Source organism: Gemmatimonadetes bacterium SCN 70-22 (assembly GCA_001724275.1).
Taxonomy (GTDB): Bacteria; Gemmatimonadota; Gemmatimonadetes; order Gemmatimonadales; family Gemmatimonadaceae; genus SCN-70-22.
This window is the reverse complement of sequence record MEDZ01000029.1, coordinates 25,153-49,740: the sequence shown is the minus strand read 5'-3', so window position 1 is coordinate 49,740 and position 24,588 is coordinate 25,153. Positions and strand designations below refer to the sequence as shown.

Below are 24,588 nucleotides of genomic sequence, written 5' to 3'. Positions count from 1 at the left end.
CCGGCCCCGCGTCGGCTGGCGCGCACCGGGGTACCGGGCGATGTTCCCCGCGCCCCGCTGACGGGGCGATGACCATCTCGTCTCTCGATCGCACATGTCGCGCTCCGCTCCCTCCGCGTCGCGCCTGGCGCACGCAGTCGCCCTCACGCGCGCCGTCGCGCACGCCCTCGCGCGCGTCGTCGCGCACACCCTCGCGGTCGCCCCAGCGCTCGCCCTCGCGCTCCCCATCGCTTCCGCGCTCGCGCAGGCACCCGCCCGGCCGGCCAGCCGCGCCGCGCTCCCGCTGGAGGAGGCGCGCCGCCTGCGGCTCACCACCACGAAGGGGTCGTGGATGTCGGTGGACGTGAGCCCCGATGGCCAGCGCATCGTCTTCGACCTCCTCGGCGACCTCTATGCGCTCCCCATCGCGGGCGGGGGAGCGACCCGCCTGACGAGCGGGATGGCGCACGACGCGCAGCCGCGCTGGAGTCCCGATGGCCAGCGCATCGCCTTCATCAGCGATCGCAGCGGGGGGAACAACCTCTGGGTGATGTCGGCCGACGGGCGCGACACGGTGCAGCTGTCGAAGACGTCCGACGACCTGTACGTCTCGCCCGAGTGGACCCCCGACGGGAAGTACGTCGCGGTGACGCGGTCGGTCGCTGGCGGGGCGCCCAAGCTCTTCCTCTACCACGTGGACGGCGGGGCCGGGATCCAGGTGATCCGCGACCCCGCCCCGATGGCGGCGATCGGGGCGACCTTCACCCCGGACGGGCGCCACATGTGGTACGCCACGCGCCAGGGGACCTGGACGTACAACGCGATCTTCCCCCAGTACCAGCTGGCCACATGGGACCGTGAGCTGGGGACGGCGACGACGATGACCGCGCGCTACGGCTCGGCCTTCCGCCCGGCGATTTCACCTGACGGGAAATGGCTCGCGTACGGGAGCCGCTACGAGGAGAAGACCGGGCTGAGGATCCGCGACCTGGCCACGGGTGAGGAGCGCTGGCTCGCCTACCCGATCCAGCGTGACAACCAGGAGGCGATGCTCGAGACCGACGCCCTGCCGGGCTACGACTTCACCCCGGACGGCACGGCGATCGTGATCAGCTACGGCGGCGAGATCTGGCGCGTCCCGGTGGATGGGAGCGCGGCGGCTCGCATCCCGTTCAGCGCCGAAGTCGACGTGGCGATCGGGCCGGAGGTGAAGTTCCAGTACCCGATCGACGACACCCCGACCCTCGTCGCCTCGCAGATTCGCGACGCCGTCCCCTCCCCCGACGGGAAGCGCGTCGCCTTCTCCGCGTTGGGCGACCTGTACGTCATGGACCTCCCCAGCGGCGAGCCGCGCCGGATCACCAGGGGCAGCGAGGGGGAGTATCACCCGGCGTGGTCGCCGGATGGCCAGTGGGTGGCGTACGTGACGTGGTCGAATGACGGCGGACACCTCTACAAGGTGCGCGCCGACGGACGCGCGCAGCCGGTGCGCCTCACGCGCGAGGCGGCGACGTACTACGCGACGCAATGGTCGCCTGACGGGGCGCGCATCGTGGCGATGCAGGCCGATGCGCGCGAGCTGCGCGAGACGCTGCAGCGCTTTGGCGGGGGCCAGGCGGCGCGCTTCGTCTGGATCCCTGCCGAGGGGGGCGCGGTGACGCGCGTCCGCGCCGCCGGCGGGTTGGGCGATCCCCACTTCACCAGCGACGCGACGCGCATCTTCGCGTACGGCGGGAGCCAGGGGCTGGTCTCGTTCCGGTGGGACGGCACCGACCTGCGGCAGCACGTGCGGGTGACGGGCCAGGGGCAGCCCGGCGCCCCCAATCCGCCTAACGCCAGCACGGTGCGGATGGCGCCGCGGGGCGACCTGGCGCTGGCGCAGGTGGGGGCCGACTTCTACGTCGTGACGGTCCCCGTGGTAGGAGGGCAGGTCCCGGTCATCTCGGTGGCGACCCCGGACAACGCGCCGACGCCGGTGCGACGCCTCTCCGACATCGGCGGGGAGTTCCCGGCGTGGCAGGCGAACGGGCGCGTGGTGCACTGGTCGATCGGGAATGCGCTGGTGACGTACGACCTCGACCGCGCGAGGGCCTTCGACGACTCGGTGCGTGCCGCGCGGCGAGCGGCGGGAGCGACGCCGGCGCCGGCAGCGGGAGACAGCGCTCGGCGCGGTGTGGCGCGAGACAGCGTCGCCACCTACAAGCCGACGGAGGTGCGGATCCGCGTGACCGGGACCCGCGACATCCCGCGCGGCTCGGTCGTGCTGCGCGGCGCCAGGGCGATCACCATGAAGGGGCACGAGGTGATCGAGGACGCCGACGTGGTGGTGCGCGACAATCGCATCGCGGCCGTGGGGAAGCGTGGCAGCGTTGAGGTCCCGCAGGGCGCCCGCATCATCGACGTCACGGGGAAGGTGATCATCCCCGGCTTCGTGGACACGCACGCGCACTTCCGCCATTCACCCGACATCCACACGGCGCAGCCGTGGGCGCTCCTCGCCAACCTGGCGTACGGGGTCACGACGACGCGCGATCCGCAGACGGGGACGACCGATGTCCTGAGCTATGCCGACCGCGTGTCGACCGGGGAGCTGGTGGGGCCGCGGATCTACTCCACCGGCCCGGGGGTCTTCGCGGCGGAGCGCATCCGGTCGCTGGAGCAGGCGCGGAACGTCCTGAAGCGCTACAGCGAGTACTACGACACCAAGACGATCAAGATGTACGGGGCGGGGAACCGCCAGGTACGGCAGTGGATCATGATGGCGGCCCGGGAGCTGCGGCTGATGCCCACCACCGAGGCGGGGCTGGCGTACCGCACCAACATCACGATGGCGATCGACGGCTACCCGGGCGTGGAGCACAACCTCCCCATCACCCCGCTGTTCGACGACGTCCTCGCGCTCTTCGCCGCGTCGGGGACCGTCTCCACGCCGACCCTGTTGGTGACGTACGGCGGACCGTGGGCGGAGAACTACTACTACACCAAGGAGAACCCCAACAAGGACGTCAAGCTGCGCCGCTTCACGCCCGACGACGACCTCGATGCGAAGACGCGACGCCGCGGGCAGGGGGCCGGCGGCTCACCGGGGCCGGCCGGGTGGTTCCTCGACGAGGAGTACCACTTCCAGGAGCACGCCGGGGTCATCCGCGACCTGATTGCGGCTGGCGGAAAGGCGGGGATCGGGAGCCACGGCCAGCTGCAAGGACTCGGCTACCACTGGGAGCTCTGGACGGTGGCATCGGGCGGGCTGTCCAACCACGACGCGCTCCGGGTCGCGACCATCATGGGGGCCGAGGCGCTGGGGCTCGACCGGGACCTGGGGTCGCTGGAGCCGGGGAAGCTCGCCGACCTCCTCGTCCTCGACGGCGACCCGCTGGCCAGCATCCGCAACAGCAACACGGTGCGTCAGGTGATGCGGAACGGGCGGCTGTATGACGGGAACACGCTCGACGAGGTGTGGCCGCGGCAGCGCTCGCTCCCGCCGCAACCCTGGCGCCAACCGGCGCCGCAGGTCAACGCGGGGGTGCGGCCGTAGGCAAGGCGGGCACCCGGGCGCTCCCGCGCCGTTTCACCATCGCCACGACGCTGTCGGCCAGGATCCGCAGACCGCGCTCGGGGGCGGTGGGGCTGGCGGCGATGGGGCCGATCGCGCCGATGACCTCGCCGGCCCGGGTGTCGATCAGCTCGGCGAGGAGGGCGAGCTGCCCCCCCTCCCGATAATACGCCCCGGTGACGGCAAGCCCGGCGTGCGCCCGTTCCACCAACGCGCGCGTGGCGCGCTGCAGCGTGGAATCGGCGGCCGGGAGGCGCGGGCGCTGGCGCGAGCCTAACGACATGGTGGCGTTGATGACCTCCAGCCCCTGCTCGCGCGACAGCGCCGCGGTGATGAGGTCGCCGGCGACCGTCCCGATAGGGGTGAGCACCGGGTCGCCGGTGTCGTTGGAGAGGTCGGCGACGACGACGCGGTCGGGGTCGAGGTACACGGGGGCCAGCACCCGCCAGGTGCCGACGGCGATGGCCAGCACCGCGAGGACGAGGGCGACGAGGGTGCGCCTCCGCACCGCTCGCGCCGCGAGGCCCCCCGGCGTGGGAAGGGCATCCAGGGCCGCCACGAAGGCGCCGATGCTCGCGAATCGCTGCTCCGGATCGGCCTGCGTCGCGCGGGCGATCACCGCATCCAGTTCGGCGGTGACGTCGTCCCGCATCCCGGCCATCGGCGGAAGCGGATGCTCGAGGCGCTGGCTCAGGAGTGTTGCCGCCGACTCGGCGGTGAAGGGGAGGTGTCCGGCGAGCATCTCGTAGAGGACCATCCCCAGCGCGTAGACGTCGCTGCGCGGGTGCACCGGGGCATCGCCGAACAGGCTTTCCGGCCCCACGTACGGGAGGGTCCCGACCACGCTCCCCACGGAGGTGAACCGCTGGGCGTTCCACAGGCTTGCCACGTGCTGCGGCGAGCTGCGCCGCGTGATGGAGTCGACCGGCGCGCTGATCCCGAAGTCGGTGAGGACGGCGTGCCCCGACTCGACGAGGATGTTCTCCGGCTTCACGTCGCGATGCACCCAACCGCGCTCGTGCAGGTACGTGAGCGCCTCGCCGACCTCGTGCACGAGGCGAAGGGCCTCGCCCAGCGGGACCGGACCGCGGTCGATCACCGCGCGGAGCGGCTCGCCGTGCGCGACGGGCATCACCGCGAACGGGCGGCCGTCGGCGAGCACGCCCGAGTCGTAGAGCGGGAGGATGTGCGGATGGCGCAGCCCGGCGGCGACCCTGATCTCCTGCGCGAAGCGCTCGGCCGCGCTCTCCAGGCGCGATTCCTCGCGGAGGACCTTGAGGGCCACCTCGCGCGCGTGGCGCTCGTCGCGCGCGCGATAGACGACCGAGTGTCCCCCGGCGCCGAGGACTCCCTCGACCACGAGGCCGCGCTCGACGAGCGCGGGGTCGGCGCGCATGCCGATGGGGACCGCGTCGGTTTGCGTTGTGGTGATGCCCGCGCTATCCGGCGATGTCACGAGAGCGGAACGATCCAAGGGGACGGCGGGGGGAGGTGGACGACGTCGCGGCCAACGGCACCCGGGTGAATCATCGCCGAGGTTCCTGTCGTGACGATTAACGCGGCACCGGCGACGGCGGGGCGTTAACGAGGGCGTAAGGGGTGGGGTGGGAGATTGGACGCTGTGGGGGTGGCGGTCACCGCCGCCCCTCCAGTCCCAAACGACGGAGCGCAACCATGTCACGATTCTTCACCCACCCCGTCTTCCTGGTCGCGACCGGGGGGATCGTCCTGGGCGCGGCAGGGGCGTTGACGCTTGCCCCGAGCCGTCAGTTGCATGCAACGGCCCTCCCGGCCGCGGCGTCGCCGCGCGACCTCCCGGCGGCGGTCGCCCTCAGCGACGCGGTCGTCGCCGCGGCGGCGAGCGTCAAGCCGAGTGTCGTCTACATCACGGCCGACGTCCCGGCGTCATCCCCGGTCCCCGTGGTCGACGGGGCGATCCCGCCGGAGTTCCGCCGCTTCTTCGGATTGCCGCCCATGAACGGCGAGCGGGCGCCGGCGCCACGGGTGGAGCGCGCCCGCGCCTCGGGGTCGGGGTTCGTGGTCTCGACCGACGGCCACATCCTGACCAATGCGCACGTGGTCAACGGGGCCACGCGCGTGCGCGTGCGGCTGCTGGACCGGCGCGAGTTCCCGGCCACCATCGTCGGCGTGGACAGCGAGACCGACGTGGCGCTGCTCAAGATTGCGGCTGACGACCTGGTCCCGGCCGAGCTCGGGACGAGCGACTCGGCGCAGGTGGGCGAAACCGTCCTGGCCGTCGGCAACCCGCTGGGCGAGGAGCTGACCTTCACGGTGACCGAGGGGATCGTGAGCGCCAAGGGACGCTCGCTCCGCCTCCCCAACAGCAACGACCGCTCCATCCAGGACTTCATCCAGACCGATGCCGCCATCAACCCCGGGAACTCCGGCGGGCCGCTGGTGGACCTGCGGGGGCGCGTGATCGGGATCAACAGCGCCATCGCGAGCGGGACGGGCTACTACACCGGCTACGGCTTCGCCGTCCCCATCGACCTGGCGCGCAAGGTGATGCAACAGCTGATGGACCACGGCCACGTGGAGCGCGCAGCGCTCGGGGTGCAGGTGCGCAATAGCGATGCGAACGATGCGCGGTGGGCGGGGCTCGACCATCCGCAGGGGGTGGTGGTGGCCTCGCCGCCGGCGCCGGGGTCGGCCGCGGCGCGCGCGGGGCTGCGGGAGGGGGACCTGATCGTCGGCGTCGACAACACGCCGGTGGACTATGTGGCCCAGCTGCAGGAGCGGGTCGGCTTCCATGCCCCGGGCGATGTCGTGGTGCTGGACGTCAGGCGCAAGGGGGGTGAGCGCCGCTGGGTCCGGGTGACGCTGGCCCGGATGGGCGAGGCGGTCGCCAAGGCCGACGAGGCCACGAAGAACGGGCGTGACGAGGGGGTGGAACGCTCCGAGGGCGAGACCCGGCTCGGGATCACGGTGGCGCCGACGAGCGACGCGCGCGCCGGCGACGACTTGCAGCTGCCGAGCGACGTCGGCGGGCTCGTGGTGACCGGGATCGAGCCCGGGAGCGACGCCGAGTCGCACCTGCTGGCGCCCTCCGACAACGGGGTCGACGTGCTGCTGAGCGTGAACGGCGTCCCGACGCGCACGCGCGACGACGTCCGCAAGGCGCTCGCCGGGCTCACCCCTGGTGATGTCGTGAGCCTCGAGGTCTATAACTCGGCAGCGAGGACGCGCCGGGTGGAGCGGGTCCGGCTCTCCGACGGCCGGTAGCCCGCCGTGCCTGCCGGGGGCGGGACACCTTGAGGTGGCGGGGCTCGTGAAGTACACCTTCACCTTCACGAGCCATGCCCCCCTCGTCGCCCGTCCCCCGCCCGTCGCTTTCCCTCCTCGTCGCCCTCTGGTCGATCCCGGCCCTGCTGGCGACGATCGAGACGGTCGTCTTCTCGCGCATGGGGGCGCGCCCGCTGTCGTTCGCGCGGGCCTTCCTGACGCAGGCGCCCGGATGGTATGCGTGGGCGCTCCTGACGCCCGTGGTCCTGCGGCTGGGAAGCCGCTGGCGCGCCTGTCGTCCGGTGCGTCCGGCGGCGGCGGCGTTACACCTGCTGTCGGCGACGGCCTGCGCCGCGCTGGTGGCCGTGGTCAACGCCGCCGTCAACCACGTCCTGCGCCCCTCGCCGTACTCGTTCCCCGTCTCGGTCCGCAACTGGTTCCTGGGGGGGCTCCCGGCCAGCGTCGTGGCCTACTTCGGGATCCTCGCCATCGGCTACCTGCTCTTCGCGACGCTCGAACTGCGCGAGCGCGAGCGCGACGCGGCACGGCTCGAGGCGCAGCTGAGCGAGGCGCAGGTGCACGCCCTCCGCATGCAGCTGCAGCCACACTTCCTCTTCAACGCCCTCAACGCGGTGATGGCGCTCATCCGCGACCGGTCCAACGACGAGGCCGTGCGCGCGCTGGCGCAGCTGAGCGACCTCCTGCGCGGCGCGCTGCGCGACCCCGCGCACGAGGTGACGCTGGCGCAGGAGCTGGCGTTCATCGGGCGCTACCTCGACATCGAGCAGTTGCGCCTGGGCGACCGGCTGCGGGTCGCGATCGAGGTCCCCGACGACCTGGGGTCGGCCCCGGTGCCGACGTTCGTGCTGCAGCCCCTGGTGGAGAACGCGATCAAGCACGGCGTGAGCCAGGCGCGCGCGGGAGGGACGGTGCGCATCTCGGCGTGCGCGGAGGGCGACACTCTTCGGCTCGTGGTGGCCAACGACGGCCCGGCGGTCTCGGCGACGGCGGGAGGGACCGGGGTCGGGGTCGCCAATACGCGGGCGCGATTGCAGCGCTTGTACGGCGCGGGCGGGACCCTCACGCTGGCGACGCCGCCGGGGGGAACGGGGGCAGTGGCCACCGTCACCCTCCCCTTCCGGCGCGGCGCATGACGATCCGCGCCCTCGTCGTCGACGACGAGCCGCTCTCGCGCCGGGCCATGCGGCAGCTCCTGGCCGCGCACCCCGACGTGGAGGTGATCGCCGAGTGCGGCGATGCGGTCGAGGCGCGCGCGTGGATGGCGACGGATGCGCCGGACGTCGTCTTCCTCGACATCCGCATGCCGGGCATGAGCGGGCTGGAGCTGGCCGCGGGGCGTGAGGCGGGGCGCCCCCTGGTCGTCTTCGTGACCGCGTACGAGGCGTTCGCGCTCCCCGCCTACGACGCGGAGCCCGTGGACTACATCACCAAGCCGGTGGTGCAGGATCGGCTCGATCGCGCGGTGGCCCGGGTGCGCGAGCGGCTCGGCGCGGAGGCGACGCGCCCCGGGCGCCACCTGGTGGCGCGCGTGCGCGACCGCGACGTGATCGTGCGGCTCGACGAGGTGGACTATATCGAGGCCGATGACGTGTACGCGGCGGTGCACGCCGGGGGGAGGAAGCTTCTCGTCAGGCGGGCGCTCGAGGCGCTCGAGCGCGAGCTGGATGCGCGCTTCGTGCGCGTGCACCGCGGCTACATCGTGCGCCTCGACCGGGTGATGGCGGTGCGGGTGCGTCCGGGCGGCAAGCGCGAGCTGCAGCTGGCGGGCGGGGCGGCGATCCCGGTGAGCCGGCGCCGCTGGGACGACGTGGACGCGGCCCTCCGCGCGCGCGCGATCGGCTGAGCCACGCCGGCCGTTCGCGACACGGCATCGACCGTTCGCGACACGGCGTGCATCCGCGGGAACCGGAGGGCGTAGGTTGCGCGTGCCCAACCCCGAGGAGCCATGCACCGCCACCGACTGATCTTCGCCGCGGCCGTCATCGCCGCGTCTGCTGCCGTTTCCCGAGGCGCCGTCGCGCAGCGCGCCGATGCCGCCGCACTGGTCCGCCAGGCGCAGGCGGCCATCGGGGGCGAGGCGATTGCCCAGGCCCGCGCCGTGGCCACGACGGGCGTCATGCACGAGTACATGATCGGCAACGCCGAGCGCCCCGAGGGGCCCTGGCGCGTGTCCTACAGCCGCTTCACCGAGCTCCGGCCGGCGGGCGGCACCCGCCTGCGGCGCACCGAGGTATCGCTGGGCGCCGCCGGGAACTCGCCCGAGCGCATCACCCTCCTGACCGACAGCGTCGTGACCCTCAGGCAGGGGACGAACGAGATGCCCGCGCTCCCGATGTTCCACGACGACCTGTCGGCGTACGTGGCGATGCATCCCGACCGCGCGCTGCAGCTGGCGGCGGCATCCGCCGCGCTCCGGCTCGAGCGCCCCGTGGTGCGGCACGGGGTGGTGCACGACGTCGTGTCGTTCCCGTGGGAGGGGCGGCGGATGTCGATCGAGCTCTCGCGCGACTCGCACCTGCCGGTGGCGGTGGAGCTGCATGGCGAGTTCGCGCACGACTTCCGCCGCGCCCCCTTCGGCGACGTGCGCCTGCGCGCGGACTACGACAACTGGACGGCGGAAGCCGGCGAGGTGTGGTGGCCCCATCAGTACCGCGTCACGCTCGACGGCGAGCTGCTGCGCGACATGACCATCGCGACCGTCGCCCTGGAGGCGGCCGAGCTGCCGGCCGGCCTCTTCGTCGTCTCGGACTCGCTGCGCGCCCTGTACCGTGACAACGCGCGCAACAGCCCCCCCAACTTCGCCTTCGGAAGTCGCGGCGAGCCGGAGGAGCTGCGCGAGGGGATCATCCGGATGCGCGACTTCTGGACGATGACGGCCGTGCGCCAGGACGACGGGATCATCCTGTTCGAGGCGCACCTCACGGGACGGTACCTGGGCCAGGTGCTCGACTACCTCGCGGCGAAGTATCCGGCGCTCCCGGTGAAGGCGATCGTGATGTCGTCGGATCCGTGGGCGCACGTGGGTGGGGTGCGCGAGGCGGTGGCGCGCGGCATCCCCATCTACGTCCACGCGCGCAGCATCCCGTTCCTGACGCGGGTGGTGAAGTCGTCGCACGCCTCGCATCCCGATCGCCTGCAGCGCGCGCCGCGCGCGCCGCGGTTCATCCCCGTCAACCGCAGGACCGTGATCGGGACGGGGACCAACCGGATCGAGCTCCATCCCGTCGGGGGGGCGTACGCGGAGCGGATGGTGATGGCGTATTTCCCCGGGCACAAGCTGCTGTACGGCTCGGACCTCGTCTTCGCCGACCGCCAGCAGAAGGGGTACTTCCGGACGCCGGCGATCGAGCTGCGGCGGGCGGTGGCGCGCGAGGGGTTGCCGGTCGATTCGCTCTTCTCCGTCCAGGCGCGGCCGGCGATCGCGTGGACGGAGTTCGTCCCCGCGCCACGTTAGGCACCACGTGAGGCACCGCGTGAGACATTGCGTGAGGCACCGCGCCAGGCACCGCGTGAGGCACCGCGTGAGGCGGCCCGTCGGGTCGAGGGTGGGAGCGCCGGAACCGTGACGTGTGCCGTGCGCCGGCACGGGCTAGTATGCGCGTGCCGGTCGCACCGGCGCCAACATCGGGCGCACCCCAGCCAGTGCGCCGCTCCACAGCGACGGCTGCTCGGGGTCGGCGAAGACCGTGGCGAAGTCGCCGGGGGTGAAGGCGCGCGCGAGCCGCGCCGCATACGTCTCGCGCAGCAGGCGCTGGTAGTGCGCCACGTCGTAGTCGCGCGGGTCGGGAGGGGCGTGCTCGTCGGCGTCGTGCTCGCGTACCACGCCCCCGTGTCCCGTGGCGGTGCGATAGATCCGCACGCGCTCGCCCACGTTCCAGGTCGCACGCCCGCTGGCGAGCATCGCCTCGTACGCCAGTTCGCGCCGCCGGTCACGCACGGCGTGGTACTCGGCGGGCGACTTGGTGAGGCGGACGCGGGACGACACCTCGCGTGTCTCGTACCGGCGCTCACGCAGGCGCGCCGCCGTCGACAGGTACTCGGCGCGCACCCCCTCGACGTCGCCGCGAAGCAGCGCCGCGATGGCACGTCGCAGGAAGTCCATGGCGAAGGGCTCGGTACGGCTCGAGCGGAAGGCGACCCCGCGCAGGTGGAGCGTCCCGGCGTAGGTGAGGAGGGCGTAGTTCTTGGGTTCGTGCGAGAGCATGGCGGCGTAGCGCCCCTCGAACTCCAGCTGCACGCGTGGCGGGAGGAGGGCGGCGACCTCGGCGACCACGCGCCGCTCGTCGTCCTCGCGCCATCCCTCGGGGACGGCGAAGTAGACGCCGTCGGTGTCGGCCTCGAGGAGGGTGACGCCGCGCGCCGCCAGCTCGCGGCACAGGAGCTCGAGCAGCTCGCGCCCCCGCCGCGTGACCTCGTTGGCCGCCCGCACGTCGGCAAACCGGGTCAGGCCTCCGCCAGCCGCAAGGTATCCGTAGGCGGAGTTGACGACGATCTTCATCGCCGCCGATACCGCCTCGTGGGTGAAGCGTTCGGCCGACCCGGCCGGGGCCTGCCGCGCCAGGGCCTTGGCCTCCAGTCGCTGGGTCACGAGGGCGTCGACGAGGGTGAGGAGCGCCCGCAGGTGGTCGCGCGCCGGGCCGATGCGATAGGCGCGCATGAGCGACGGGTACAGCGAGGCCACGTCGGCCTTGACCACGCGATGGGCGACCCCGGCGGCGAACAGGTGCAACGCGGCGCCGGTGTGCTCGATGGGCGACGCCGGCGCATGCGCCGGGAGGGCCACGCCGGCGCGCAGGTAGGCGCGCACCAGGAGCGGATCGATGACGCCGGTGGCGGCACCCGCGTCGGCCACGCGCTCGTATCGGCGCGGCACCATGCGGGCGAGGGCGAAGGCCGCCCCGCCCAGGAGGCGGGCGAGCCCCTCGACCTCCTCGACATCGCTGGCCGCATAACGACGCACTCGGCCGGGGTCCTGCTGGTAGACGGCGAAGATGCGGTCGCCCCGGATCTCCACCCGGTCGTCGCGCGCCAGCCCGAAATGCCGGGCCACCGCCTTGAGGCCGTGGCCCGGCAGGTCGCGCGACGAGAAGTCGTGCCGCCGGACGGCGTCGAGCGTGTCGATGAGCTCGCGCCCGGGAATCACGTACCGGATGCGCTGCCGGGTGGCACCGCCTGCCGCGGCGCCGCTGGCCATGGCGCCGCGCATGGCCGCCCGCTCGCGAAGGCCCGGGGCGCCGATGCGCCCCAGCGCCAACGGGACGCGAAGTCTCCGCGAGCGCTCGGCCAGGAAGGGGAGGTCGAAACCGTGCAGGTTGTGGTTCTCGATGACGTCGGGGTCGGCGGCGGCGATCGTCGCCACCAGCTGCCGGATGAGCGCCGCCTCGCCGGCGTCGTCGACCGTCGGCGCCTCGAGCAGCCTCGTTGCCCCTGACGGCAGCCGCACCGCGGCCATGAAGATCCGGTCGCGTCCCGGGTCGAGTCCCGTCGTCTCCAGGTCCACCTGCAGGCGTTGCAGCCGCTCGAACGGGAGGTCGCGAAAGTAGCTGCGCCCCGTCGCCACCAGGTATTGCTCCTCGGGCGGGAGGAGGAGCAACGCCCCGTCCCCCAGTTCGCGCACGTGTCGCAGGGGATGCCCCAGGCGCCTGGACGCTCCGTGCAGCACCGCGTTCGTCAGCGTCGCCAGGCTCCGGGCGCGCAGCAGGTAGCGCAGCTCACCCGCGCCGTCCAGTTCGCGCCACGTCACCGCATCGGGCCCGCGCCCCCGGCGCGGAATCGCGCCGCCCGACGGGACGAGCCGGTCGCCCAGGTGGCGCACGTCCTCCAGGTGGGAAACGAGGAGCCACGGTCGAAAGGCCACCGATTCGCGCACCAGTTCGCCGCCGTCGGGCAGTCGGCGCCAGAGCGTGATGCGCCCGTCGGCCTCGCCCCACACCGAGACGATGCCCGGCGTGTCATCCCATCCCCACAACCAGTCGTCGCGCGATCGAGTCACTCGCTCGTCGCCCCGTCATCGCCGCCGAAGGGGGTGCGGTGGCCCAAGGTGCACACGGTGGGATGGCGAACGCCTGCGCGTTCGCCGCTCCCCTCGACGCGCGGCGGCTGGGCGGAGGCGGGTGCCGCGACCGTGGCGGCGACGAGCGCACCGCGCAGCGCGGCGGTCCGGAAGTGCGGCATGGCGAGGAAGCGGCGGAATGGACTCCGAATGTATGGTGCGGGAATGCGCGCGCCACCGCTGGCCGATGGCGCGACACGCCAGCACTTTATCCCAGGCATCGTCCCGGCGTTCGAGGTTCCGCGCCACGATGCCACATCCCGAGAACGCGGCTCCGGTCGCCGCCACCGTCGCTCCCATGCCACGCTCGACACGCCGACTCCACGTCTTCCTCGCGATCGCCCTGATGGCCGTCGCGCCCGCTCGCCACGCCCTGGCCCAGGGGGGCGCCGACGCTCCGTTCATCGGCGTCCGCGTCGACCAGGACCGCAACAAGGTCCTCCTCGAGATCACCCCCGAGCGGCTGGGGAAGGATTTCCTGCACCAGAGCGTCCTGGCGACGGGCGCGGGCGTCCCGGCGCTCGGGCTCGACCGCGGGCAGACCGGGGCGAGCGTGGTGGTGCGGCTGGAGCGCCGCGGCAAGCGCGTGGTGATGGTGCGCGACAACTACCAGGCGCGCGCGTTAGGCGCCGACCCTGCCGGACAGCGGGGCGCCGCCGAGGCGTTCCCGACCACCGTGGTCGCCGCCTTCCCCATCGAGTCGGAGGCAAACGGCGTCCTGGTCGCCGACGCGACCGCGCTCTTCCTGAGCGACACGTACGGCATCGCCGAGAGCATCAGGCGTTCGCAGCAGGGGAACGGGCGAGTGGACGCCAATCGCAGCTGGATCGACCCCTCGCGCACCAGGGCGTTCCCGCGCAACACGGAGATCCACGCCGTCCTGACCTTCGCGGTGGACAATCCCGGCTTCGCGCTGCGCCGCGCCGCCCCCGATGCCGCCTCGCCGACCTTCGAGGTGCACCACTCGCTGGTGGCCCTCCCCGACACGCAGGGGTTCCGCCCTCGCCAGGCCGACTCGCGCGCGGGGCTCTTCGGGCAGCAGTTCAACGACTTCGGGCAGGGATTGGACGGGACCTATCGCGCCGGCTATGCGGCGCGCTGGCGCCTGGTGCCGAAGGACCCGGCCGCCTACCTGCGCGGCCAGCTCACGGAGCCGGTGCAGCCGATCGTCTACTACCTCGACCCCGCCATCCCCGAACCCTACCGCTCGGCGTTCCGCGAGGGGGGGATGTGGTGGAACAAGGTCTTCGAGGGGGCTGGGTGGAAGAACGCCTTCCAGGTGCGCGACCTCCCGGCCGGGGCCGACCCGATGGATGCACGCTACAACATGATCTACTGGGTGCATCGCAACCTTCCCGGACCGAGCGTGGGGCCGTCGCTCGGTGACCCGCGCACCGGCGAGATCCTCCGGACGGTGGTCCGCATGGACGCCTGGCGCTCCCTGGTCGACTACAACATCTATGCAGGGCTCGTCCCGGCGGCAGGGCCGTCGGGGCTCAATGTGAGCGCCGAGGACTTCGCGATGATGCGGCGCCGCCAGCATGTGGCGCACGAGATCGGCCACACGCTGGGGATGTCGCACAACTACATCGCCCACACCCAGGGACGGTCGAGCGTGATGGACTATCCCTTCCCGCTCATCACGGTGGACGCGCGCGGCACCCTCGACCTGCGCCAGGCCTATGCGCCGTTTGCCGGGGCGTGGGACTCGCTGGCCATCCGCTACGGTCACACCTGGTACCCGGACGCGGCGAGCGAGCGGGCGGGACTCGCGAAGATCATCAAGGAGATGCTCGATCGCGACGTTCGCTTCGTCGCCGACCAGGATGCCGATGCGACGGGATCGATCCCCGAGGTGACGCGCTGGGTCGAGGGGAAGACGATGTTCGACGCCGTCGAGCGGACGAGCACGGTGCGCCGCATCGCCATCGACAAGTTCGACGAGCGCGCCCTCGAGCCCGGCGAGCCGATGTATCTGCTCAACATGCGCTTCGCGCACGTCTACCTGCATCACCGCTATTCGCTGGAAGGGCTGGTGAAGTACGTGGGCGGGATGGACTATCGTTATGCGATGCGCGGTGACGGGCAGGCACCGACGACCATCCTCCCCGCCGAGTCGCAGCGCCGGGCGCTGCGGATGGCGCTCGACGCCCTCGAGCCCGCGGAGCTGCAGGTCCCGGAGCGCGTGATGAGGCTCATCCCCCCCGTCCCCTACGGCGGCGACCAGTCGTTCGAGTGGATCGGGTCGGCGGGAGGCCCCGCCTTCGACCAGATCTCGCTGGCCGGCGGGCTGGCCACCGAGGTGATCGAGGGGGTGCTGCATCGCGAGCGGCTGGCGCGCGTGGCGCAGTTCGCCGCGCGTGACCGCGGGCTCCCCACCCTGGACGAGGTGCTGAAGACGGTCGTCGACCGCACGTGGGGGGCTGCGCCTGACGGGGAGCCGGCGGCGCAGGTGCTGCGGCGCACGGTACAGCGCGTCGTGCTCAACACGCTGCTCGACCGCGCGGGTGACAAGCAGGCGCTCGCCGAGGTGCGCCAGGCGGCGGAGTGGCAGCTGCAGCAACTCGACGCCCGGATGGCGGCCATGAGCGGGGGGAGCGTCGGCGACCAGGCGCTGCGGGCCAGCGCCCGGCGCGAGATTGCCCGCTACTTCGCCGGGGAGGACGATCCCGCCGCCCGTTCGCGGTTCGCCGTGATCCCGCTCCCGTGGCCCTGATGCGATCCTCGTACGCGGCGCGGTGGCCGTGATCGCCCGGCCGCGGCGCTCGACGGGCGTTGCGGCTGGGCCCGGTTGCACCCGTATGGTGCGATTCTTGAGTAGGCGTTAAGGTCTGGCGCTGCGCCTTCGGGTGCACCGCCGACCTTCACCACCGGACCCCTGAACCGAGACCCCATGCGCCGCATCGTACTCACCGGACTCGCCCTGCTGCTTGCCGCATGCCAGGATTCGCTCCCCACGGTGCCGGTCGACACGCCCGCCCTCCTCGCGGGGCTCGGGGCTCCGGTCGAGGTGACCGTGCAGCGCGTCCCCATCGACATCACGGTTGCGGGGCCGTGCATCAGCGAGACGCTCGCCGTGCGCGGATCGCTGAACGTCACTACGCGCATCTGGGGGAGTGTCGACGTGCTGCGCATCAAGTCGCACCTCAACGGCAACCTTTCCGGCACGGGGACGTCGACGGGGCTCACGTATCGCCACCTGCAGGTCTCCAACAGCGACTACGTAATGCAGACGAGCACCGGCGCCTCCGAATCCGACCAGGTGGCCATCTTCCGTGTGGTGTCGGCGACGGCGGCACCGGACTTCCACCTGGTGATGAACGGGACGTACCGCTACGACCCGGTGTCGGGGACGACGTTCGAGCCCAAGCGGTGGGAGGTGGTGTGCCGATGAGGGGGAGCCTGGGCCGGCCCGGCGGCACCTCCCCGATACGTCACCTCCCCGACACGTCAGGGCATGCGCTCCCCCGCGCCGCCGGCTACAGCGCCGGGCGCCGCGCGTGGAAGTCGGTCGCCAGTTGGAACTGGTGCGCCACGGAGAGGATCCGGTCGTCGGCGTAGAGCGCGCCGATGATCGTGGCGCAGACGGGCTGGGGGGCGAGCGTGGGCGCCGGCGGCGTGGTGTCGGCGGGGGGACGCTGCCCGAACTGCGCGACGGGGGGGACGTCGAACTTGTAGGGCAGGACGACGCAGGGGTGCCCCGTCTGGGCGTTCGCCGCGACGTCGGCCATCGGCGCGGCGATGAACATGTCCAGGTCGCGCATGAACTCGCCCCACTTCACGATCATCGCGTAGCGGCGGCGTTGCACCTGGAGGAAGTCGAAGCCGCGCGTCCGGCGCCCGTTGACGAAGCGCGGGTTCCAGTCGGCGGGGGCCATGGGGCTGGCGGGGGAGGCGTTGGACGCCGGTGCCGCCGGCGGGGTCCCCGGCGCCGGGAGCGGCGGGAGGTTGTCGAGGTCGAGCCCCGTCTCCTTCGCCTTGCGCTGCACGTAGGCATCGAAGGCCGCCGCGTACTCCACGCCGAGCCCGCCCCCCTGCATCCCCGGGATTGCCGGCCGCGGGCCGATCTCGCGCGGGGTCATCCCCAGCTCGCGCAGCTTCGCCACCAGCTCCTTCGGCGCGTTGGGGTCGACGCCGATGCGCAGCGACGCCAGCGCGACCCGGCGATCGAAGGCGAACGGTGTCGTCACCGTCGACGGGTCCTTCTCGTCCACGCCATGCAGCACGCTGAAGACCATCGCGCAGTCCTCGGCGGTGCGGCACATCGGCCCCACGCGATCCTGCGACCAGGCCAGCACCATCCCGCCGTGCCGCGAGACGCGCCCGAAGGTGGGGCGCAGCGCCGAGATTCCGCAGCGCACCGCGGGGGAGACGATCGACCCCTGCGTCTCCGTCCCGATGGCGAAGGCGACGCAGCCGGCGGCGACCGCCGAGGCCGGCCCCGCCGACGATCCGCTCGACCCCTGCGAGAGGTTCCACGGGTTGTTCGTGCGCCCGCCGAACCACCAATCGTTCTGGGCGAAGAGCCCGGTGGAGAGCTTGGCCACCAGGACCGCCCCCGCCTGGCGCAGCCGGATGACGATCTCCGCGTCCTCGTCGATGACGCGGTCCTTGAAGTCGGCGGCCCCCCAGGTCGTGGGGACCCCCTTCGTCGAGAAGAGGTCCTTCACCCCGTACGGGATCCCGTGCAGCGGCCCGCGCCACTTCCCGGCCGCGATCTCGGCATCGGCCCGGCGCGCCTCGGCGCGCGCCTGGTCGGCCATGAGCGTCACCACGCAGTTGAGCGTCGGGTTGAGGCGCTCGAGGCGCGACAGGTACAGCTCCGTCAGTTGCAACGACGTGACCCGCCTCGCCCGGAGCAGTGCGGCCAGGCGGTGCGCGGGGAGGAAGGCCAGGTCGTCGGGCGAGGTGGGGACGGGCCCCGTCCACTTCGGCACCTCGAACACCGCCCGGTCGAATGCCGCGCGCCCGCGTTCGCGCGCGAGCCGCTCCATGAGGGCGCCCGTCCCCGCGGGGTATGGCTGGAACTGGAGCGCGGGCGCCTCGCCGTTGCCGAGCGGGAGCGGCGGTTGTTGCGGCTGCGGCGGCTGCAGCGCCTGCGGCGGCTGCAGCGCCTGCGGCTGTGTTGGCGCGGCCGGGCGCGCCGGGGCGGCGCCGGCCGTTTCCTCCTGCGCGCGGAGCGCAGTGGCAGCACCCAGCGTGCTCGCCGCGGCGGTGACCAGCGAAACGAACATGAAGTGACGGCGGTCGATGTCGCGGGCGCCGGTCCAGCTTCCCTCGGCGGCGGGGAGTCCGAAGTCGGAGGCGGCCAGCTCCGCCTCCATCTGCTCGAGGAGTTCGTCGGGTGAGTGCACGGAAGGGTGGGTCCGTCGTTGGCGATGGTCGGGTGTGTGTCTCGCGAGGGCGCGCTCAGCGCACCACGCGTTCGAACCGGATGTGCTGCACGCGATCGGCGTCGAGGCGGAAGCCGGGGGACCGTCCCTTCACGGGCGTGTCGAAGGTGAGCGTGAGGGACTCGCCGGCGGCGTAGGAGAGGGCCGGCCCGAGCGGTGACAGCGCCACCGCGGCGGCGCGCGGCCGCCTCAGCTGCAAGGACCCGTCAGGTGCCTGCGTCACCTCGTACACGGCTCCCATCAGCTCCGGGCTGGCGTAGCGCCCCGCGATCGCCGGGTGCTCGCCCGGGCGCGCGGGGCCCGCCGTGCGCCCGGCGGCGCGTTCCTCGCCGGCCGCCGTCTCGCGCGCCGTCGGCGCCCCCAACGACCCGCGCAGCACCACGTCGGCCATGCGGAGCGAGAGCTGCGACGTGTTGGTCGTGCTGCGGTTGCACAGCATCGCGAACGACGTGTGCTGGTCGGGGAATCGGAACAGCGCCGCGCGATAGCCGCCGGTGGAGCCGGTGTGCTCCACCAGCTTCTGCCCGCGGTACGAGCCCACCGTGATCCCGAAGGCATACCGGTTGGGTGCGCCGGAGGTGAGCGGCTCCACCTGGTGCATCAGCGCCAGGAACTCCGGGCCGCCGACCTTCCCCGAGTAGAAGTTCTCGTCCCACTTCTGCAGGTCGGCCAGCGAGGTCACGATCCCGCCCTGTCCGACGATGTCGTTGTTCCAGACGTCGATGCGCCACCCGTCGCCGCGCGGGGCGTAGGCCATTGCCCGCCCGGGGACCACCTCGGTGTGGTCGTCGAGGAACATCGTCTGCTGCATGCCTAACGGCTGGAAGAGCGCCGAGTCGGCAAAGCGCCGCAGCGACTGCCCCGTGACGCGCTGCACGATGACGCCCAGCGCCAGGTATCCCGTGTTGCTGTAGCGGTACCCGGAGCCGGGCGCGAAGTTGAGCCCCTTCTGCCTGGCGGCGAGGGCGAGCATGTCGTCGGAGGTGTAGCCGTCGTCGTAGCGCACGCCGGCCAGCCCCACCAGCTCCCAGAAGTCGCGCAGCCCGCTCGTGTGGTGCACGAGGTGCCGCACCTTCACCGGCGTGCCGAAATCCTCCATCTCGGGAATGAACGTCCGCACGTCGTCGTCGAGCGAGAGCTTGCCGGCGCGCACCAGGAGGGCGATCGCGGCGGCGGTGAACTGCTTGGAGACCGACCCCACCGTGAAGCGCGTCGCCGGGGTGATGGGGACGTCGTGATTGAGGTTGGCAAAGCCGTAGCCGCGTGCGAAGGTGATGCTGCCATCCTGGAACACCCCCACGGCGCAGCCGGGGGAGCCGGCGTGCGACATGGGGGTGAACAGGGAGTCGATGGCCGCCGCCGTCGCGGGGGCGAGGCGTGGGGCCGGTGCCTGCGCGGCGAGCTGCAACGCGCTGCTCGCGAGGAGGACGGCGACGGCGGCGAACGGGCGCGTGCGGGGCATGCGAGGGCGCAGCAGGAGGAGGCTCGGCTACTTGCTCCAGGGAGGCACCACGTTGTTGCTGCGCGCGTAGGCGATCATCTGCCCCAGGTGCTCGTGCAGGTGGGTGACCGTCAGCGTCATGGCGCGCATCCGCGTCCAGTCCTGCCCGAAGAACTTGATCGTCTCGGTGGCGTTGGCGTCGGTGGTGAGCCCCATCCCCTGGTGCAGGTGCTTGTACGACGCCTCGAGCTCGGCGACGATCTGCGCCTTGGCCAGCTTGCGCTGCTCGTACGCCGCCACCGACTTCATGTCGCTCGTGATCCCGCTCGACTCCGGTGCGGGCTTGCCCATGGCGATCGGGATGAAGTAGTTGTCCGAGGCGACGTGCAGGAACACCTCGCGCACCGACCGTGTCCCCGGGCTCGGGCGCCAGTCGTAGGCGCTCTCGGGGATGGCGTTGGCGAGGGCGATCATCTTCTGTTGCGCCTGATTGACGTCACGGTGCATCTCGCCCATCCAGCTCGGGGCGCTCGGCGCACCCTGGGCGCGCGCACCAGCGACGGGGAACGAGGTGGCCAGCGCAGCGGCGAGGATGAAGAGGCGGGCGTTCATGGTGCGCTCCTTGGCGAGGGGGACGGCCGGCGTCGCCACCTGCGGCGGCGGGACGCTCGGCGCAGGGGACGACCGGGAGATAAGCTGGAGCGCGTCGATGGCCAACGGGAGGTCCCGGGACCATCGTCGCCCCGGGGGAGAAGGAATCCACAAGACGAATCGACCGGCGCTGGCGCGGCGCGCGTACGGGATGCAACGTCCTCGCTTCCCCTCTCCCCTCATTCGTCACGCTTCCAGCGATGCGCCTCCCCTCTCGCCCCACGCTCCCGCTCCCCCGGCTCGGAGCGCTCGCGTCGAGTCTCCTCGCGTCGGGTCTGATCGCGTCGATCGTCGTCCTCGCGCCGGACGCCCTCGCCCAATCGCAGGGACAGGTCGCCGAGGAGTTCGAAGGCCTGCACTTCCGCTCCATCGGCCCAGCCACGATGTCGGGCCGGATCGCGGATGTGGCGGTGTACGAGGCCAACCCCGCCGTCTACTACGTGGGGACCGCCCACGGCGGGGTGTGGAAGACGACGAGCAACGGGGCCACCTTCGAGCCCCTGTTCCAGGACCAGGGGCTGATCGCCATCGGCGACGTCGCCGTGTCGCAGATCAACCCCGACCTGGTCTGGGTGGGGGCGGGCGAGTCGAACAATCGCCAGAGCACCTCGTGGGGAGGCGGGGTCTGGAAGTCGACGGATGGCGGGAAGACCTTCACGCGGATGGGGCTCGCGCAGTCGAAGCACATCAATCGCATCGTCATCCATCCCGCCAACAACGACGTCGTCCTCGTTGCGGCGACGGGGCCGCTCTTCGGGCCCGGGGGCGAACGCGGGATCTACAAGACGACCGATGGCGGGAAGACGTGGAAGCAGGTCCTCGTCCTGGACGACGACACGGGGGCCAACGACCTCGCGATCTCGCTCTCCGAGCCCAACGTCCTGTATGCCTCGTCGTACCAGCGCCGGCGCACCGCGTGCTGCATGAACGGCGGCGGCCCGGGGAGCGCCATCTGGCGCTCGACCGACGGCGGCGACACGTGGACGAAGCTCTCGGGGAACGGGCTCCCGGCAGGGCCGCTGGGGCGCATCGCGCTCGACATCTACCGGCAGAGCTCCCGGATCGTCTACGCCCTGGTGGAAGGACCGGCGACCGGCGGTCCCGGCGGGGGGGCGCCGGGAGGCGGGATGGCGGCTGCAGCTGGCGGCGCGGCGTCCGGGCGTCGCCCGGGCCCCGATACGACGGCGATGGGGATCTACCGCTCCGACGATGGCGGCCAGACGTGGCGCAAGATGTCGGCGACGAACCCGCGCCCCATGTACTTCTCGCAGCTGCGCATCGACCCCACGAGCCCCGAGCGCATCTACCTGGGCGGCGTCGGGTTGCACATGTCCGTGGACGGTGGGCGCACCTTCGAGACCGACGCCGCGCTCGTCACGCACGACGACGTCCACGCCATCTGGATCGACCCGCGCAATCCCGACCACGTCCTCATCGGCAACGACGGCGGACTCGCCGTGTCGTACGACATGAGCCGCACGTGGACCTTCATCCCCAACCTCCCGGTCGGGCTCTTCTATCACGTGAGCTACGACCTGCAGATCCCGTACAACGTGTGCGGCGGGATGCAGGACAACTACAACTGGTGCGGCCCCAGCGCCTCGCGGCTGTCGCGCGGGATCGTGAACCACGACTGGTTCCAGATCCTCGGCGGCGACGGGTTCGTCGCCATCCCCGACCTGCGCGACCCGAAGATCGTCTACACCGAGTCGCAGGACGGGAACATCATCCGGCGCAACACGGTCACGGGCGAGATGCGCAGCATCCGTCCCACGCCGTTCAACGTGGTCAACGCGGCCAAGGGGGAGCAATACCGCTTCCATTGGGACACGCCGCTCATGCACTCGCCCAACGACCCGGGGACGCTGCTGGCGGCGGCCAATCGCGTCTTCCGCTCGCGCGACCGCGGCGACTCGTGGGAGGCGATCAGCCCCGACCTCACGAAGAACGTGAACCGCGATTCCATCGTGACGATGGGGCTCGCGGGGAAGGACATCACGATCGCGAAGAACGATGGGATCTCGCAGTGGCCGACGATCGTCGCCTTCGCCGAATCGCCTCGCCAGGCGGGGGTGTACTATGCGGGGACCGACGATGGGGTCGTGCAGGTGTCGCGCGATGGGGGGCGCTCGTGGCAGGACGTCACGCGGAACCTCCCCGGTTTCCCCTCGGGCAACGCCTTCGTGTCCGAGGTGGTCCCGTCGCGTTTCGATGCGGCGACGGTGTACGTCACCGTCGACAACCACCGGGAGAACGACTACGAGCCGTACGTCTGGGTGAGCCGTGACTTCGGGGCGACGTTCCGTCCCATCGTGAACGGGCTCCGCGGCGAGAACGTGCGCACCCTCACCGAGGACACGCGCAACCGCGACGTGCTCTACGTCGGCACCGAGACGGGGATCTTCCTCTCGCTCGACCGCGGGGCCAGCTGGCGACGCCTCAAGGCCAACCTTCCCACGGTGCGCGTGGATGAGCTCACGATCCATCCGCGCGACAATGCGCTGCTGGTGGCGACGCACGGGCGCGCGCTATGGATCCTCGACCATTTGGAGCCGATCCAGGAGTACGCATCGATCCGCGACGCGGCGGCGAAGCTGGTCACGCCGGGCTTCACCCTGCAGTGGAAGTACAAGGACGACCGCAACGACGAGTTCTGGGGGCACCAGTTCTTCACGGGCGAGAACCCGCCGGCGGAGGCGGTGTTGCCGCTGTACCTCAAGGCGCCGCTCGACAGCCCCAGGCTGCGCATCGCCGATGGGAGCGGGCGCGTGGTCCGCGAGCTGGCGATTCCCGCCAGTCGCAACGCCGCCGGGCTCCAGACGATGTGCTGGGACCAGCGCGTCGAGCCGATCGCGCCGCTCCCCGTCCGGCGCACGGGGGGTCAGGGCGGTGCGGGCGCGCAGGGCGGCCCCGGGGGCCGCCAGCGCCCCATTCCCGGCGTGCCGGAGGCGCTCCCGCCGGTCGGCTACAAGGCCGCGAGTCCGTGCCCGCCCCCCGACACGACGGCCGCCGGTGGCGGTGGCCCCGGCGGCGGCTTCGGCTTCGGCGCCGCCGCCCAGTACCAGGGGCCGCTGGTCGTCCCGGGGACATACACGGTCTCCCTCGTCGCCGGCGGGCGCGTGCTGGACGCCAAGCCGCTGCGCCTCACGATGGACCCGGCCGTGCAGCTGACGGGTGGCGACCGCGCGCGCTACAACGCCATCGTCGCCGACCTCCACGAGTCCCACCGGCGCGGGGTCGAGGCGGCGCGTCCCCTGGCCGCGCTGTACGACGAGGTCATGAAGGTCGCCCCGAAGGTGGACTCGAGCACGGCACCGGCGAACGTCAAGACGGAATGGCGCGAGTTCCGGCAGCAGTTCGACTCGGTGCGGGCCCGCTTCGGCGTCCCCGCCGCCACGGGGGGCGGCTTCGGCGGTGGGGCGGCGGCGCAGGCGGCGCTGGCGGCCAACGTCCTCGGGCGCCTCGGGATGCTGAAGGCGCAGCTGCAAGGCATCTGGGAGCTCCCCACCGCGGGGACGATGCGGCAGGTGAACGACACGCGCGCGGAACTGGCCACGGCGATGACGCAGGCGCGCACCTTCCTGGAGCGGGCGCGCGCGATGAGCCGCACGCTCGCCGCCAACGGGGTGACGATGAACGTGCCCGACTGACGGGGCGAGCCACGGCGGACGGGACACCGCCCGCCGGCATCACCCCAGGTACCGCGCCACCGCCATCCCCCCGGCGCCGATCACGAGCATCACGAGCGATGCCATGCTCGCCAGCTCGTTGCGACGGCGCATGAGCGCCAGCTCGCTGGCGATCGTCGCGCGCTGCTCCTCCGCGGCCTTCACCATCGCCTGCGCCAGCTGCGCCATGCGCTCCTGCGTGGGGCGCAGCACGAGCATCGCGAAGAAGAAGCCGATGATCGCGGTCGCACCGGCCACGCCGAAGGCCAAGCCATGCGGCGTCGTGAAATAGCCCATGGAAAAGCCGCCGGAGAGGATCCACATCAGGCGCAATCCGGACAGGATCGTGAGGAGCGCGACCGTGGGCATGAAGGCCACCAGGCGCCGCGCCTTGAGCTGCGCCATCACCGGTCCCGCGTTGGGCCCCGACGCCGCGAGCGCAGGGCCGAGGAACACGGTGAGGAAGAGCGCGGAGCCGGCCCACGCGATCCCGCCGAGCACGTGGACGAGACGGAGGAGGACGAGTTCGGAATGCATGGCCGTGAGGAGAAGGCGATGGGTGACGGCGAGGGACTCGCCGTCACTTT

At 72.1% G+C, this 24,588-nt stretch carries 15 protein-coding genes; 8 read left to right on the top strand and 7 right to left on the bottom strand.

The features are described 5' to 3' along the window. Nucleotides 1-124: 124 nt before the first annotated feature. Entirely contained in the window at nucleotides 125-3,514 is a 3,390-nt protein-coding gene (locus ABS52_14180; GenBank protein ID ODT02386.1) for an amidohydrolase, read from the top strand. On the opposite strand, the gene ABS52_14175 is transcribed toward ABS52_14180, so the two are convergent. After that, entirely contained in the window at nucleotides 3,492-4,928 is a 1,437-nt protein-coding gene (locus ABS52_14175) for a hypothetical protein (GenBank protein ODT02360.1), read from the bottom strand. The two genes, ABS52_14180 and ABS52_14175, sit on opposite strands and share 23 nt — an antisense overlap. 278 nt (nucleotides 4,929-5,206) lie before the next feature. On the opposite strand from ABS52_14175, the gene ABS52_14170 reads away from it, so the two are divergent. The 4 genes from ABS52_14170 (at nucleotide 5,207) to ABS52_14155 (ending at nucleotide 10,250) form a co-directional block, all read left to right on the top strand. Continuing rightward, complete coding sequence (locus ABS52_14170) at nucleotides 5,207-6,775, top strand: hypothetical protein (GenBank protein ID ODT02359.1); 1,569 nt, start codon at nucleotides 5,207-5,209, stop codon at nucleotides 6,773-6,775. A 74-nt stretch (nucleotides 6,776-6,849) separates the two neighbouring features. Then, complete coding sequence (locus ABS52_14165; GenBank protein ID ODT02358.1) at nucleotides 6,850-7,929, top strand: hypothetical protein; 1,080 nt, start codon at nucleotides 6,850-6,852, stop codon at nucleotides 7,927-7,929. Beyond that, a complete protein-coding gene (locus ABS52_14160; protein ID ODT02357.1) occupies nucleotides 7,926-8,639 on the top strand; it encodes a hypothetical protein in 714 nt (237 codons plus the stop codon). Before ABS52_14165 ends, ABS52_14160 begins: the two co-directional genes overlap by 4 nt. A gap of 102 nt (nucleotides 8,640-8,741) precedes the next feature. Next, a complete protein-coding gene (locus tag ABS52_14155; GenBank protein ODT02356.1) occupies nucleotides 8,742-10,250 on the top strand; it encodes a hypothetical protein in 1,509 nt (502 codons plus the stop codon). Nucleotides 10,251-10,385: 135 nt separating this feature from the next. Here the strand turns inward: ABS52_14155 and ABS52_14150 are convergent, their stop codons facing one another. Both ABS52_14150 and ABS52_14145 read right to left on the bottom strand, forming a co-directional pair. After that, nucleotides 10,386-12,788 (bottom strand): DNA polymerase II, encoded by a 2,403-nt coding sequence (locus tag ABS52_14150; protein ID ODT02355.1) that lies wholly within the window; start codon nucleotides 12,786-12,788, stop codon nucleotides 10,386-10,388. Further along, nucleotides 12,785-12,970, bottom strand: coding sequence for a hypothetical protein (locus tag ABS52_14145; protein ID ODT02354.1), 186 nt, complete (start codon nucleotides 12,968-12,970; stop codon nucleotides 12,785-12,787). The genes ABS52_14150 and ABS52_14145 overlap by 4 nt, the downstream gene beginning before the upstream one ends. A gap of 128 nt (nucleotides 12,971-13,098) precedes the next feature. On the opposite strand from ABS52_14145, the gene ABS52_14140 reads away from it, so the two are divergent. After that, nucleotides 13,099-15,564 (top strand): hypothetical protein, encoded by a 2,466-nt coding sequence (locus ABS52_14140; protein ID ODT02353.1) that lies wholly within the window; start codon nucleotides 13,099-13,101, stop codon nucleotides 15,562-15,564. 177 nt (nucleotides 15,565-15,741) lie between these two features. Continuing rightward, nucleotides 15,742-16,242 carry a hypothetical protein gene (locus tag ABS52_14135; GenBank protein ODT02352.1) on the top strand — a complete coding sequence of 167 codons (501 nt, stop codon included), beginning with the start codon at nucleotides 15,742-15,744 and terminating at the stop codon, nucleotides 16,240-16,242. 85 nt (nucleotides 16,243-16,327) lie between these two features. Here the strand turns inward: ABS52_14135 and ABS52_14130 are convergent, their stop codons facing one another. The 3 genes from ABS52_14130 to ABS52_14120 are packed head-to-tail and all read right to left on the bottom strand — an operon-like array spanning nucleotide 16,328 to nucleotide 20,333. Further along, the gene (locus tag ABS52_14130) at nucleotides 16,328-18,202 is read right to left on the bottom strand and encodes a hypothetical protein (protein ODT02351.1); all 1,875 of its coding nucleotides are present in this window, start codon (nucleotides 18,200-18,202) and stop codon (nucleotides 16,328-16,330) included. A gap of 55 nt (nucleotides 18,203-18,257) precedes the next feature. Continuing rightward, on the bottom strand, nucleotides 18,258-19,703 hold the full coding sequence (locus ABS52_14125) for a hypothetical protein (GenBank protein ODT02350.1): 1,446 nt from the start codon (nucleotides 19,701-19,703) through the stop codon (nucleotides 18,258-18,260). Nucleotides 19,704-19,730: 27 nt separating this feature from the next. Further along, nucleotides 19,731-20,333, bottom strand: coding sequence for a hypothetical protein (locus ABS52_14120; GenBank protein ODT02349.1), 603 nt, complete (start codon nucleotides 20,331-20,333; stop codon nucleotides 19,731-19,733). Between the two features lie 200 nt (nucleotides 20,334-20,533). Between ABS52_14120 and ABS52_14115 the strand changes: the two genes are divergently transcribed. Beyond that, the gene (locus ABS52_14115; GenBank protein ID ODT02348.1) at nucleotides 20,534-23,983 is read left to right on the top strand and encodes a hypothetical protein; all 3,450 of its coding nucleotides are present in this window, start codon (nucleotides 20,534-20,536) and stop codon (nucleotides 23,981-23,983) included. 39 nt (nucleotides 23,984-24,022) lie between these two features. On the opposite strand, the gene ABS52_14110 is transcribed toward ABS52_14115, so the two are convergent. Continuing rightward, on the bottom strand, nucleotides 24,023-24,538 hold the full coding sequence (locus ABS52_14110) for a hypothetical protein (protein ODT02347.1): 516 nt from the start codon (nucleotides 24,536-24,538) through the stop codon (nucleotides 24,023-24,025). Nucleotides 24,539-24,588: the final 50 nt, after the last annotated feature.